The sequence below is a fragment of the Pseudomonas sp. LBUM1652 genome (assembly GCF_059716105.1).
The window spans coordinates 4942663-4957043 of record NZ_CP166804.1 but is presented as its reverse complement, the minus strand read 5'-3'; the positions used below and the strand labels follow the sequence as shown (position 1 = coordinate 4957043).

At 60.1% G+C, this 14381-nt stretch carries 6 protein-coding genes; 2 read left to right on the top strand and 4 right to left on the bottom strand.

Annotated elements, in window-relative coordinates; all coding sequences use genetic code 11:
* Window positions 1-79: 79 nt before the first annotated feature.
* From ACA069_RS22325 to ACA069_RS22310, 4 genes are all read right to left on the bottom strand, one after another.
* On the bottom strand, window positions 80-2728 hold the full coding sequence (locus ACA069_RS22325; protein WP_497615230.1) for an RHS repeat-associated core domain-containing protein: 2649 nt from the start codon (window positions 2726-2728) through the stop codon (window positions 80-82).
* 27 nt (window positions 2729-2755) lie between these two features.
* A complete protein-coding gene (locus ACA069_RS22320; protein WP_497615229.1) occupies window positions 2756-5422 on the bottom strand; it encodes an RHS repeat domain-containing protein in 2667 nt (888 codons plus the stop codon).
* A 101-nt stretch (window positions 5423-5523) separates the two neighbouring features.
* A complete protein-coding gene (locus ACA069_RS22315; protein WP_497615228.1) occupies window positions 5524-10038 on the bottom strand; it encodes a SpvB/TcaC N-terminal domain-containing protein in 4515 nt (1504 codons plus the stop codon).
* Between the two features lie 200 nt (window positions 10039-10238).
* On the bottom strand, window positions 10239-11762 hold the full coding sequence (locus ACA069_RS22310) for a fumarate hydratase (protein WP_187678113.1): 1524 nt from the start codon (window positions 11760-11762) through the stop codon (window positions 10239-10241).
* 566 nt (window positions 11763-12328) lie between these two features.
* On the opposite strand from ACA069_RS22310, the gene ACA069_RS22305 reads away from it, so the two are divergent.
* Both ACA069_RS22305 and ACA069_RS22300 read left to right on the top strand, forming a co-directional pair.
* Window positions 12329-13435 carry a GGDEF domain-containing protein gene (locus ACA069_RS22305; RefSeq protein WP_497615227.1) on the top strand — a complete coding sequence of 369 codons (1107 nt, stop codon included), beginning with the start codon at window positions 12329-12331 and terminating at the stop codon, window positions 13433-13435.
* The gene (locus ACA069_RS22300; protein WP_497615226.1) at window positions 13428-14363 is read left to right on the top strand and encodes an iron-sulfur-binding ferredoxin reductase; all 936 of its coding nucleotides are present in this window, start codon (window positions 13428-13430) and stop codon (window positions 14361-14363) included. The genes ACA069_RS22305 and ACA069_RS22300 overlap by 8 nt, the downstream gene beginning before the upstream one ends.
* Window positions 14364-14381 lie beyond the last annotated feature (18 nt).

The window sequence follows — 14381 nt, the reverse complement described above, 5'->3', positions numbered from 1 at the left end:
GGCAAACGGATGGCAGTCGGGCGGGCACGATAGCATGGGCGAGCGTGGCCCGGCGCGCTGTTCGGTCAGGCCATGGCGATCACACGTATGTTTCGCCGACCGACACGCGACGAATGAATTTCGTCCGGGGTTTGGGCACGGGCCTTGGCCTCGGTTCTTCAATGATCGAGCGCTCCAGTTGTTGCAACCGGTCGTTGGCCTGTACGGCCTCGCTGACAATGCCTGGCACGTTCTCAATGACACTCTTTGCCTTTTCCATCGCCTGGAACGGCGAGACATTGTCTTCCAGCAGGCTATAGAATTTGAGTTTCTGCTCGTTCGTAAGGGCCTTCAATCCTTCGTTGAAGGTATCTCGAGCGTCCTGAGAGTATTCCTTTAGGGTGTCGGGAAGGTTCTTGAGACCATTAAACACTTGTGCCCCTCCTCGAAGCAGATCTCTTCCTGCCTCCATCGCGCTGGAAACGGCATTGCCCGCCGCGCTCACGCCGTCCTTGAGCTCCTGGGTGTGCAGCGTTTGTGCAAGCTTCAAACCTTTCTTGAAAAAGTAATAACGCAGCAACGGGAAAACGATCGCACCGACGATCGCACCCACGCCTGTACCAATGGCATTGCCAATCCCCGGCACCGCCGTGCCAAGAACGCTGCCGATCGCGGCCCCTTTCCCCGCGCCATAAAACGCGGATTTGATCCCGTGCCTGGACTTGAGAAACTTGCCGAGCGTCATGTTCTTGCGCAGCTCTTCGATATCCGCGCCTTCGGGAATCAGTCCGTCGAATTCGGAAGTCAGATTGTGCAACTGATCTGTCGCGGTTTTGGCTTTGTCGAAGATGCCGACAGCTCTTTTCGCCAGATCGAAAAGGATCCTGGAAGTACCTCTCTGGTCGACATAAACCATCGGGTTGTTGCCGACAAATCCATACAGATTCAACCCGTCTGCATCTCCCGCCGGGTCAGGGCTGACCCAACGCTGCAACCACGGCGCGTAATAGCGTGCGCCGTAGTAATACAGACCGCTGATATCCAACTCCTTGCCCGAATAGTGGATGAACCGGTAATCGACCTCGATTACTGATCTTGCGGCCATCCACGCGGTGGCGCCGAACGGATAATAGCCTTCGCTGCTGATGACCCGGGCGTCTTGATCCAGCTCCATGATGCAGGAACCCAAGTGGTCATCGAGGCTGTAGCGCAGTTGATCGTTTTCGATGTCCTGGGGCGGATTCTTTGCCCAGTGCAGGCAGCGCGCACCGCCAACACTGATCACGTGCAGTTCTTCGCCGTTGTCCTTGTCGCGAATTTCCAGCCCCGGCAGGTAGCGCACCTGATGGAAATGTTCGGCGCTGTCGGTGAAGGTTTCATGGCGTTTGAACACCCGCACGCCCTGGCTGTAGTGGTAATACTCGGCGTCATCGCGACCATCTTCTCGGGCAATCAGCGTTACGCTTTGCAGTTCGTCGCGGGCGCTCCATCGCATGGCCTGTCCCGGTTGCGTCACCTGCTGATTACCGTGACGGTCGAACAGTTTCTCGAACTCCGGTGGCGGATCGCCCGGTTTCCAGCGCACGCCGCGGTTGCTGGTCGAGTCAATGCACATCTGGACAGTTTGACTGGCGCCATCGCGCACGTGGACAAGTTTTTCCAGATTGCCGCCAGCGTCGTAGGTGTAAGTCTGGGTGTAGTTGAGGCGGTTGTTCGGATCGGTCGGTTGAGGCAGGCCCGGAATGTCCGAGAGCGGGCCGTCGTCGTAACCGGTGGCGCTGGCCAGTCGATACAGTGAGTCATAGGTGAAATCACGGTGGCCATCGACGAGCTGATTGGCGAACCAGGCCGGTTGAAAAACGTGGTCTTCAATGCGGATGATGTTGCCGACCGAGTCGTGGAAATATTCCAGACTTTGCAGCAGCGGGCCGGCGTCTTTCTGGTTGGACTGGGTGCGCAGCCGGCCATCGGCCTGATCGTAAGTCCAATGGCTGCGCACTCCATTGCCAGCCTGCTGTTCGATGATCTGGTCGGCAGCGTTGTATTGTGCGTCGAGTAAAACTGCCTGCCAGTCGGACTGTCCACTGACTAGCAGTCGTACATGCTTGAGCTGACCGGCGAGGCCGTAGCGCGATTGCTGCCGATGCCCACCGGCATCGGTCTGTTCCAGCGTCGCGCCGAGGGGGCTTAACATTCGATGACTGGTGAACGCTTCAGCATCACGAAAGGTGCGGGTTTCTGTCAGCGGTTGGCCAGGCAGGGCGAAGCTGTCTGTACGCAGGGTGCCTGAACGGTCTTTCAACTCCCGCAACTGCCCACGCAGATTGTGTCCGGGGTCGGCCAAGCCATCGGCGTAGGTAAACACATCGACGTCGGCCTCGTCGTTTTCCTCAACCGCCACCACGCGCAACTGATTGTCGAAGGTCGTGCGCCAGTGGTTGTCACGTTCATCCCAGCGCTCCAGTGTCTCACCGCCCAGGCCCGGCAAACTCAGGCGCCAGCCGGCATCGACGCTGTCGGACTTCAGCACGGCGCCACCCAAACCGTAAACCGTGGTCAAGCAGGGAACCGGCAAGCGTGGGTCCCACTGGGCGATCAAATGACCGATGGGATCGTGGCGCTGGCGGGTGATCTGGCACTCGACATCGGCGCCGGCGACTTTGCGTAAGTAGGCGACCTGGCTGACCGGCAGATCTCTGGCGTCATGCACTCGCAGGGTCGGCGTGCGCCAGTGGACTGTCTGAGTCATGACCGGATACTTGCGCACGTGATCATTTCAGCCGGCCTTTTTCTTCGCCGCACGCGCCTGCTTGAGCAAAAACTGATTGTCCGTGGTGCCCATTTCTTTGTATTGGGCAACCATGGCCTGGGTGCGTGCAATGTTGCTCAGTGTGGCGCTGTGCAAATCGCGCATGCCTGAGCGAGTGATGGGGGTAAGGGTTTCTCTGGATGTCAGGTTGTTGACGTTGGGCAGTAATCTGGCTGGATTGACGGTGTCTGTACCGTGCGCATCAAAGGCATTTTCGGCCCAGGCGAAACGTTGCTCGACCGCCGCTTTCCAGTCGCTCAGCATTTTTTCGATTTTTTCGATCTTCACCGGATCCAGTCGATTCTTGATGTCCTCAGCCTCAATGGCTCTCGAAAACAGATTCAGGAAGTGGGGGATGATCGATATCCATGAGGCCATGACACGGTTCATGACGAATTCAGGATTGAGTACGGAATTGAGCGCCGGGTGAATCAGTTGCTCTTTCATGTCTGTCCACGAATTGATCTCGTTGACGGCATCACCGATGCCCAATCGCTCGTCAATTGCGCTCACTGACATTTTTGAGGTTTGCGGTATGAGCGGACCGAGCCCCAGTCCGACACCTTCCATCACCGGAGCGATCATGCCGCCGCCGATTTCGCCGCCCAGGTTGCCCCCGATTATCCCTCCACCCGTCAGATAAGGCGTTGGTTGAGGCAAGCCGGGTACTGCGAGGTCGAACGCTTCGGCACCGGCATTGCCTGCCTTGTAGGTCGCGCCAAACCAGTTAATACCTTCGACAACGGTGTTCAGCACCATTGTTTTGAAGTAGCTCTGGGGGGGATGAAGGATGTTATGGAATTGATCCATGGTCTGCTGGGAGTGCCCATTGACGGCTTCCAAGAACTGCGACGTCAACATGATCACGGCTTCCGCTCGGGTATTTCCGTCAGGATCGATAAATCGCATCGGGTTGTTCCCCACAAACCCATAAAGGTTCAAGCCATCGGCCTGCGATGGGTCGGCGCTGATCCAGCGCTGCAGCCAGGGCGCGTAAAAGCGTGCGCCGTAGTAATACAAACCGCTGACATCCATTTCCTTGCCCGAATAGCGGACGAATTTGTAACTCACCTCAATGGCCGATGCTGTGGCCATCCACGCCGTGGCGCCGAATGGGTAATAGCCTTCGTGGCTGATCACCTGTGCGCTCTGATCCAGTTCCATGACGCAGGAACCCAGGTGATCGTCGAGGCTGTAGCGCAGCTGATTGTCGTCGATGCCGCGCGGCGGATTTTTTGCCCAATGCAGGCAGCGTGCGTTGCCGACGCTGATGACGTGCAGTTCTTCGCCGTTGTCTTTGTTGCGAATCTCCAGGCCCGGCAAGTAGCGCACCTGATGAAAGTGTTCGGCGCTATCGGTAAAGAATTCATGCCGTTTGAACACCCGTGCGCCCTGGCTGTAGCGGTAATGTTCGGCATCATCGCGACCGCCTTCGCGGTGTATCAGGGTCACGCCTTGCAGTTCGTCGCGGGCGTTCCATTGCAGGGGCTGGCCGGGTTGTACGGCTAGCCAGTTGCCGTGGCGGTCAAACAAGGTGTCGAACACGGGATCGGGGTCGCCCGGTTTCCAGCGCACCCCGCGATTGCTTTGCGGATCAATGCGCATCTCCCGTGTCTGGTTGGCGCCAGCACGTACGTGGCTCAACTCGATCAGGTTGCCACCGGAGTCGTAGTGGTAAGTCTGGGTGTAGTTGAGGCGGTTGTTCGGGTCGCTCGGCGGCGGCAGTCCCGGAATGTCCGAGAGCGGGCCATCGTCATAACCGCTGGCGCTGGTCAGTCGGTACAGCGAGTCGTAGGTGAAGTCGCGGTGACCATCGACCACCTGGTTGGCGAAGTAAACCGGCTTGAAGGCGTGATCCTCAATACGCAGAAGGTTGCCGACGCGGTCGTAAAAATATTCGAAGTCTTGCAGCACCGGCCCGGCGTCTTGGCGGCTGGACTGCGTGCGCAAGCGGCCATCGGCGGGGTCGTACGCCCAGTAGCTGCGCACATGGTTACCGGCCAGTTGCTCGATGATCTGTCCGCTGGCGTTGTACTGCGCATCGAGCAACGGCGTTTGCCAGTCTGGCTCGCCATTGACCAGCAGCTTCACCTGCTGAAGCTGCCCGGAGCGACCGTGGAACGATTGCTGGCGATGCCCGCCGGCGTCGATCTGTTCCAGCGTTGCGCCGAGGGCATTGAAAGACCGGCGACTGGTGAACGCTGCGCCATCGTGAAAAGTGCGGGTGTCTGCCAGTGGCTGGCCGCCCAGGGCGAAGCTGTCCGTGCGCAGCGTACCGGAGCGATCTTGCTGCTTTAGCAACTGCCCGCGCAGATTGTATTGCTTGTCGGCGGTGGCATCGGCATAGGTAAAAAGATCGACGCCTGCTTCGCCGTTTTCCTCGAGCGCCACCACCCGCAACTGAGCGTCGAAAGTCGTGTGCCAATGGTTGCCGCGCGCGTCCCAGCGCTCCAGCGGTTCACCCGCCAGCCCCGGCAGATTCAGGCGCCAGCCGGCGTCGACACTGTCGACTTTCAGCACCTGGCCAGCCAACCCGTAAACCGTTGATAGGTTCGGCTCGGACAAGCGCGGATCCCATTGCGCCACGCTGCGTCCATTCACGTCGTGACGCTGACGGGTTATCAGCGCAGTCACGGGTTCACCGGCAACGCTGCGCAAATATTCGATCTGACGAACTGCCAGACCCCGTCCCTCACTCACCGTGAGTGAGGGCGTGCGCCAATGCACGGAGGCGTTCAACGCCGTGATGTCCGCTTCGGCGGCACCGGTTCAGCGGTGTCGTTGAAGTCTTCGCTGGCGTGGTACCACGGATGATAGGTCTCACGGGAGAAGTCGCCCTTGGCGTTGAGCAATTTGACCGCACGTCCCAACGGGTCATAGAACAGCTGATCGAAGTACCCCAGATCGTGCAGCGACTGGTCGTTGATGTAACCGTGGGCATTGGCAAAAAACGGCCGGAACTGTCGCACCGCCAAGCCTTTGTTGTTGTATTCGACACGCTCGCTGACGCGCCACCGTGGATTGGCTTGTACTTCAACGAACTTGCCGTCTTCAACGATCAGCGAGCCGTCGGTGTCCACCGCATAGGCCAGGCCGGGTTCAACCAACTGCTGGGATTGCAGCGCTCGACCAAAGCCGTCGACGCAGGCCTTGGTGATGTGGATCTGTGCCGGCACGGCGTCATCGGGGTAGCGGTCGGCGCTGAGGACGACGCTGTGTACCGGCTCGCGTCGGGTTGTTGCGATCGCCTCGCGCAAGTGCTGTTCTGTCGCCGTCAGATTGCCGATTCGCGCGAGTCGCCGGCGGGCGCTGGCACGAATATGGCCGCTGGGCAGGAGGTAACCGTTGGCGATCCATTCGCCACTGGCGCGGTTGTCGGGCGGGATCTGCCCCATCCAGCTGAACAAGTCCTTGCGCAAGGTGCTGGCGGCTTTTTGCAGCGCCTCTTGCGGATCGTCAATCGCGGTATCCGGGCGATGGTCCTCGGGTCGGCGGTATTCGCTCAACGGTTTGAAACCGGCAGGCATCCCGTTTTCCGTACCGTGGAAACTGGTGGCCAGTGGTTGGCCGGAGGGTTCGTAAATCGCCTCCTCGACATTCTCGTTGGCATCGATGATGCGCAGCGGTTGCAGCGCGTGGTAGTCGTATTCGACCTGGGTGGTGCAACCATCCGGCAACTCGACGCGGGTGATCGCCAGCCGATAGTCGTCGTATTCGGCGCGGGTTACGCCATGGCTCGGGGTTTCGTGGTAGCCGTGTACCTGGTGAAACCCTTTGAGGTCGGCGTACTCGGCGTAGCCGAATGTCGATGACCATAGATTTTCTTCGGCATCGTCCGGCTCTACCTCAAACAGCAACGGCATGGCGGTGTAACCGATTTTTTTCAGTTCGACACGGATATCGAACGGCGGCGGCAGCACGTTGTAGGCGTCCAGTGCGGTCTTGTCCAACTGCGCCAATTCCAGTGGCCCGGCCAGTGCTTCGAACTCGGCGACACCGTCGTCCAGCGGCGAGCCGTCCGCCTGCACATAACGCTGCACCGACTGTGTCGTCAGGACTCGTTGAGTGTTCCAGTGCGGCGAATCCTGATGCAAAGCCAGTTGCTCGAAACACACCTCACTCGCGGACAGTCCCTCAGGCAGTGGGCCTTTTGGCAAGACCAGCGCGTTGCCACGCTGTTGCCACGGCAGGCCCAGTCGCCACTGTTGGGGATTACTGTCGAGGTTGATGTATCGCGCGCGGGTTTCGCTGATGTAGAAGGATTGCTGCGCCTCGTCATGAGCGTCGCGCCACCACTGTTGTTCATCGGGATCGCTGAACGGCGGGGTATCCGAGTCGACAAGCCTGCGGGCGTAGCTCACGGCCAACGCATGGGTCGACAGACCGAAGTCGTTCCAGCGCAGATTAATCTCATGACGGCACAGCGGATCGTCGATAAACCGGTCGTACTGGTAGCTGATTTTTTCCAGTACCAGCGGCAGCAACACAGCTGCCGCATATGGCCCTTTGGGCCGGACTTCGCGCACCAGATAACGTAGTTCTTGCACCGCATAAGGCGTGGCAATGCCCGGCTGATCCATATCCGCATCGGCATAGGTTTCGATGCGGGTGATCGAGCCGACCAGCGCTCGGGCTATCTGGTATTCACTGTCGGCGTCATGCGGCGCGATGGGCTCATCGATTTCGTCGCCGGCGTGGTAACGGCTGAACAGTGTGGTGCCCAGTGCGACGGCTTGCGCATCCTCATTGAAATAGCTATCACGCGCCCGATCCATTGACTGCCCGGTGTGGAACCAGGTGCAGACCCGAACCGGTTCGCTGAAGCCGACGTCATCATCGCCCGTGGCGCTTTCACTATCGGTTTGCTGCAACAGTCCGAAACCGCGGAACTCGCGTTCCTGGCCGTCGTAAACCCCTTCGCACCAAGTGAAAGACTGGGTCAGGCAGTTGCCGGTGACTTCATCCAGTTGCAGTTGTTTTTTGACCACCGCCACCGGGAACGGCAAGTGCGAAACCGGCAGACGCTTGAGCTTGAGCATCCGCTGTTTTTCATCCAGCCATTCCTGGGCGGAACTGCGATAGACCACACTGGCGCTGCAACCCATGTTGTTGTTGCTGGCCGTCAGCAAATAGGGTTTGGCCGCGACGAAATCGTAGCGCCAGTGCTGCGGTGCGAGGTGCGGCACCGTCAGTATCAGGCTGGCACAGCCCAAACCTTGCAGGTCGGCGAAGCTCACCTGGCACAGGCGGTCATAACGCACACCTTGCGGCCAGGGCACGATCACCGGGATCTGTTCCAGCCCGTTGCCGCCGCGGTTCAGATAGATCTCGAACACATCGGACTTCAGATAGATCAGCGCCGGTGCCCCACAGCCATCGAGGTCGGCGAGGCGTACCCGCGATGAATCGAATTGCTCGTATGTGAAGGGCAGGTCACTGATCTTGCGACCTTCACCAAACCGGCCGTGGCCCAGGTTCGGCCAGCAGCGGATTTCGTCATGACGAATGCGGCACAGCTCGGGCATGTCGCTGCCCAGCAGATTGCCGAGCAGCACCAGTTCAGTGGGCGAGTCGCTGAATAATGGCAAGCGGTCATCGGGTGGTGAATGCGGCACCTCTTCTGCCCGGGCGAACCCTTGCTCTCGCTGGTTGGCGTACAGGCGCACCGAGTTTGGGCCGATCAGGGCAATCGAGCTGAGGCCGTCACCGCTGAGATCCGCCAGTTGCACCAGCGTGTGGAAAAACTCCAGCGGAAACGCGTTGAACGGCACGAAATCGGCGAAGTTGCGTTGCGCATTCAGCGTGCGAAACCCGCTGGCGCCCGGTTGTGCGGTGATCCAGTCGAGACGTCCGTCACCGGTGAGATCGGTCAGCCATTGCATTACCGGCCGATTGCGATCAGCCAGCGGAATCCTGGCCAGCGCAGTCCATGGTCCATAGCTGATTTCATCACCACCTACTTTTGCGCGTAGCGGTTCGCGGTAGTACCAGCCTTGGTCATAGCGGCAGAGAAACCCCGGCACACCTTCGCCGTAGAGGTCAACGCACTGGTAGAACCCGCCGTCTTCGACGCCCGGTTGCGTGTCTGTTGCCAGCAGGCGTGTCGGGGTTTTATTGATTTCGAAGGCTGAGTAGTCGAACTCCACCGGCGGCGTGTTTTCCACGTAACCGCTGGCATCGAAGGCTTGATAGTGGGCGGCGCTGATCTGACTGAACGCCCACTGCGTCATTCTTTGAAGGTCGTGATATTCCAGCAGCAGACGCCGAACCAGCAGAGGTTTGTCGCCCGAGGCTGTGGGGAAGTGATGAAACATCAGTACTTGCCGACAGAGCCGACGGGTGCCCACTTCAAAGCCCTGGCCATAGGTTGAAAAGGGATCCGGGCGCAGAGGCCATGGCAACAGTGTGGCGCCGTCGTAAACCGGGACTTCAGTCAGCGACGTAGTGCGCTCGCCGTAGTCGAAGATCAGCTGAAAATGCCAATCCGGTTGGGCCGCGTCCTCCGCCTCCCAGGCATACAATTTCTTGCTCGCCGTGAAGTTGCCGTAGCACACCCGCTCCAGATAGCGCTGGGCGCTGTAGTCATGGATCGGGTCGGGATCCTGATCATCGGCCTTGTACCGATAACAGATGTGTTCGCCGCGCGTGTTCATGCTTTCGCAGAGCAGCCAGGCGCCGACACGGCCCTGAGCCTGTGGGTCTTCACGGCGTGAGGCGGCTGTTTTGCCGTAGACGTGCAACGAACCATCGGCACCGTGTATCAGCCAGAAACCAGGCGTTGCGGCCTCCTTCGAAGCAGGCTCTCGTTGCCAGTATTCACGCAGGGAAAAGTCCCCCTCAACCCGTGGCCAGTAGCGCACCACACGGTGTAGGCCGATGTTCTCGCTGTCATAAGTGGATTCATGGCGGGACTTGATTGTGCCGTCGGCTTCCAGCTCCGGCATCCACACTTCGCCGTCATGGCCGATGATCTCGTCGTGTTCGGTATAGCGCGGTACGCCCTTGTTGGTGCGCCGGCTGATCTGACTGAGGGCAAGTCCCCAGCCAATCCCGAACGAGCCATTACCGGTCTGGCTGCTGTAAGTCAGCGACAGTTGCGGATCCCAGCCACGCCCGGCGGACAGTGGCATCGGCAGCTCGAACGACGCTGCGCCGGTCGGCCCGACGGCCCCCCAACTTTTACCGATGGTGGCAATCGACGAACTCTTGGCAATGGAAGGTGTGGTGATGTTCAGTTCCTGATCGGCCATGGTCTTGTCCGTTGCGCACGCGGAGGGCGAGGGTGGATAGACGCTAGCAACAATCAGGCGCGAGGTAACCTGTCAGACCTGACAGGTGCGCAAGACCGATTTGTATGCATGGGCGATGTTTTTATCGCCAAATCATTGAATAAACAAAAAGGCCGGCCCGTCGTATGACGGGCCGGCCTTTTTTTACAGCGTTAAAGCGCTTACTGCACTTCGACCGCCAGGCTTTCGCTGATCTTCTTTTGCCAGATCGCAGGACCGGTGATGTGTACCGACTCACCGTTGCTGTCCACCGCGACGGTGACCGGCATGTCCTTGACCTCAAACTCGTAGATCGCTTCCATGCCCAGTTCGGCGAATGCCAGCACCTTGGACTTCTTGATGGCCTGGGCCACCAGATAAGCGGCGCCGCCAACGGCCATCAGGTACACAGCCTTGTTGTCCTTGATCGCTTCGATTGCGGTCGGGCCGCGCTCGGACTTGCCGATCATGCCCAGCAGGCCGGTTTGTTCAAGGATCTGACGGGTGAACTTGTCCATCCGCGTGGCGGTGGTCGGGCCAGCCGGGCCAACCACTTCGTCACCGACCGGATCAACCGGGCCGACGTAATAGATGAAGCGACCTTTCAGATCGACCGGCAGGGTTTCACCTTTGTTGAGCATCTCGACCATGCGCTTGTGCGCCGCGTCGCGACCGGTGAGCATCTTGCCGTTGAGCAGCACGGTTTCGCCCGGCTTCCAGCTCTGCACGTCTTCCGGGGTCAGCGTGTCGAGGTTGACGCGACGGGCCGACGGGCCGGCTTCCCAGACGATTTCCGGGTAGGCGTCCAGCGGTGGCGCTTCCAGCGAGGCCGGGCCGGAACCGTCGAGCACGAAGTGCGCGTGACGGGTGGCAGCGCAGTTCGGGATCATGCACACCGGCAGCGAAGCGGCGTGGGTCGGGTAATCCATGATCTTCACGTCGAGCACGGTGGTCAGGCCACCGAGGCCCTGGGCGCCGATGCCCAACTGGTTGACCTTCTCGAACAGTTCCAGGCGCATCTCTTCAATGCGGTTCTGTGGGCCACGGGCTTTCAGCTCGTGAATGTCGATGGATTCCATCAACACTTCTTTAGCCATGACAGCGGCTTTCTCGGCGGTGCCGCCGATGCCGATGCCCAGCATGCCCGGTGGGCACCAGCCGGCGCCCATGGTCGGAACGGTCTTGAGCACCCAGTCAACGATCGAGTCGGACGGGTTGAGCATGGCCATTTTCGACTTGTTCTCGGAACCGCCGCCCTTGGCCGCCACGTCCACTTCCACGGTGTTGCCCGGGACGATGGAGTAGTGGATGACCGCCGGAGTGTTGTCCTTGGTGTTTTTACGAGCGCCCGCCGGGTCGGCGAGGATCGAAGCACGCAGGACGTTTTCCGGCAGGTTGTAGGCGCGACGCACGCCTTCGTTGATCATGTCGTCCAGGCCCATGGTGGCGCCATCCCAACGCACGTCCATACCTACGCGGACAAACACGGTAACGATACCGGTGTCCTGGCAGATCGGCCGGTGGCCGGTGGCGCACATGCGCGAGTTGATCAGGATCTGCGCCATCGAGTCACGGGCCGCTGGCGATTCTTCGCGCAGGTAGGCTTCGTGCATCGCCTGGATGAAATCCACGGGGTGGTAATAGGAAATGAACTGTAGGGCGTCGGCAACGCTCTGAATCAGGTCGTCTTGCTTGATCACGGTCATGAGTCGCGCTCCTCTAAAAGACGGGAACATTCAATAAGGTGCCTGCGGCTTGGGTGTATCGGTCGGTCGCAAGCACCTTTCAAGGCACGCCGGGGCTGCTGGCGCGACGCTAAAAAGGCGCGGCAGTATAACGCGCATCAAAGGGGCGTACACGCGCAGGTAGTCATTCGTTGGTCGCATGGTTGGGCGAATATCGGACATCGGGTTTCACGTCTACATCACCCGCTCAGCCCAGCCCTCTCCCTTGGGAGGGGGAGCCGATCCTCATGCTGTTCAAAATCTGAGTCGGGCTCAGACAACTTGGGGGGAAGGGGAGCCGATTTGTGTCGTTGTCAAAACCTCAGTTCGGCTCGGTATTTCAGGTGGATGTAGCTTGTGAGTGAAACGCGGTCAGTCCCCTCTCCCACCGGGAGAGGGCTAGGGTGAGGGGCTTTTGAGGCCACACTTTTGACGTCAAATTTCGAGCCCGAAAATCGGTGGTCATTTATCGACTACGCCACTAAAGTGGCAGCCGGTCTGTAGAGTAGGACACTCGGTCAGCCTCCAATCGCACGGTGAGTCAACGATTGACCCATAACGCCATTCAACGTCTTTTGCTCAAACGCTTTGCCCTCGCTGCAGCCACCTATGGATTGGCTTTGGTGCTGTTGTGGCTGGCGTTTTTCACCGGGCATTACGACCAATCCTTGAGCTCAGTGACCATCGGCAGCGCGCTGGTGGTGATCACTCAGGCCATCCTGTTCGGCCTGTTCTGGTCCGGCCGTAACCTACGTTTTGCCGATCCCAGCCTGACCGAAGCGCAAGTGCTGCTCGGACTCGGCTGGCAGACCTGGCTGATCGCCCATCTGGATGAAGCACGCAGCGCGTTTCTGGTGTTCTACGTGCTGATCCTGTTGTTCGGTCTGTTTCATCTGAGTCGGCGGGCGTTTATTCGCTGTGCGCTGCTGGTGTTCTTCAGTTTCTGCGCAATTACCCTGTGGGACGGCTATCACATGCGCTTGCCGGAACCGGCGCTCGCAGCCTTGCAAGTGTGCGTCCTGGCGATGGTGCTGGCGTGGCTGGTGATTTACGCACGTTTCGTCCAGGTCTCGCGCCAACGCATGCGCCAGCGTCGCTTTGCCTTGCAGGCGCATCAGGACACCCTGCGCGGGATGATGCGCCAGCTTGAAGACCTGGTCGCCACCGACGAACTGACCGGCCTGTTCAATCGCCGGCATTTTCTGCGCCTGGCCTCGCGTGAACTGAATGCGATGGACAGCGACGTGTTGCACGGGCTGGCGCTGATCGACCTCGACCATTTCAAACGCATCAACGACCTGCACGGCCATGCCGCCGGCGATCAGGTGTTGCAAGCCTTTGCCGGCGTTGCTCAAGCATGCCTGCGCGACGGCGACGTGCTGGCGCGTTATGGTGGTGAGGAATTCGTGGTGTTGCTGCCCGACTGCGACGCCGAACGCCTTACGGCTTGTTGTGAACGGCTGCGCATCGCCTTTACCGACGTCGAACTGATCGGTCTGAACGTGCGAGATCTCAGCCTCTCGGCCGGCATGACCTTATTGGCGCTGGACGATGATCTGGACGACGCCTTGCAGCGCGCCGATCAGGCGCTCTATCGAGCCAAGCGTGACGGGCGCAACCGCTGTGCGGCCGCGTGGGAGAACGTCGATGCCTGAACTTCGCGTCGGTGAACGGCACTGGTCGGTGGCGGCGGGCAGCAATCTGCTCGATGCACTCAACCAGAACGGCGTGGCTGTGCCCTACAGTTGTCGCGCCGGCAGTTGCCATGCCTGCCTGGTGCAGTGCGTACAAGGCCTGCCGGCAGATAACCGCCCGGATGCCTTGAGCGCCGAACAGCGTGAGCAGGGTTGGCGGCTGGCCTGCCAGTGTCAGGTGATCGAAGATTTGCAGGTGCACACCTTCGACCCGATCAAGGACGGTCGCCCGGCCGTCGTCGAAGCGCTGGACTGGCTCGGTGACAACGTCCTGCGTCTGCGCCTGACCCCGCAACGGCCCTTGCGCTACAGCGCCGGCCAACATCTGGTGCTGTGGATCGATCACATCGCGCGGCCGTATTCGCTGGCCAGCCTGCCGGAAGAAGACCGCTTTCTTGAGTTTCACCTCGACTGCCGCCAGCCCGGCGAATTCAGCGAAGCGGCGCGGCGCTTGCAGATCGGTGACCCGATCCGCCTCGGCGAACTGCGCGGCGGCGCATTGCATTACGACCCCGACTGGCACGACCGGCCACTGTTATTACTCGCCGCCAGCACCGGCCTTGGCCCGCTGTTCGGCGTACTGCGTGAAGCCTTGCGCCAGGATCACCAAGGCGCAATCCGCGTCATTCACCTAGCCCATGACGCCAGCGAGCACTATCTGGCCAAACCCCTTGCGGCACTGGCCGCGCAGCGGGAAAACCTGACCGTCGAACTCTGGACGGCGGCCGAGTCGCCCGCCGCTTTGGCGCAACTGCGCCTTGTTTCCCGGCAAACCCTGGCCTTAGTCTGCGGCTCACCGACCAGCGTAGACGCCTTTGCCCGGCGGCTGTACCTCGCTGGACTGCCGCGCAATCAACTGCTGGCCGACGTCTTCCTCAGCCGTGGTTGAGCGCTGATCCATCAGACG

Bases quoted from the DNA above. Each gene is read 5' to 3' on its own strand.
- ACA069_RS22325 (WP_497615230.1), bottom strand. From the start codon at position 2,728: ATGACTCAGACAGTCCACTGGCGCACGCCGACCCTGCGAGTGCATGAC.
- ACA069_RS22315 (WP_497615228.1), bottom strand. From the start codon at position 10,038: ATGGCCGATCAGGAACTGAACATCACCACACCTTCCATTGCCAAGAGT.
- ACA069_RS22310 (WP_187678113.1), bottom strand. From the start codon at position 11,762: ATGACCGTGATCAAGCAAGACGACCTGATTCAGAGCGTTGCCGACGCC.
- ACA069_RS22300 (WP_497615226.1), top strand. From the start codon at position 13,428: ATGCCTGAACTTCGCGTCGGTGAACGGCACTGGTCGGTGGCGGCGGGC.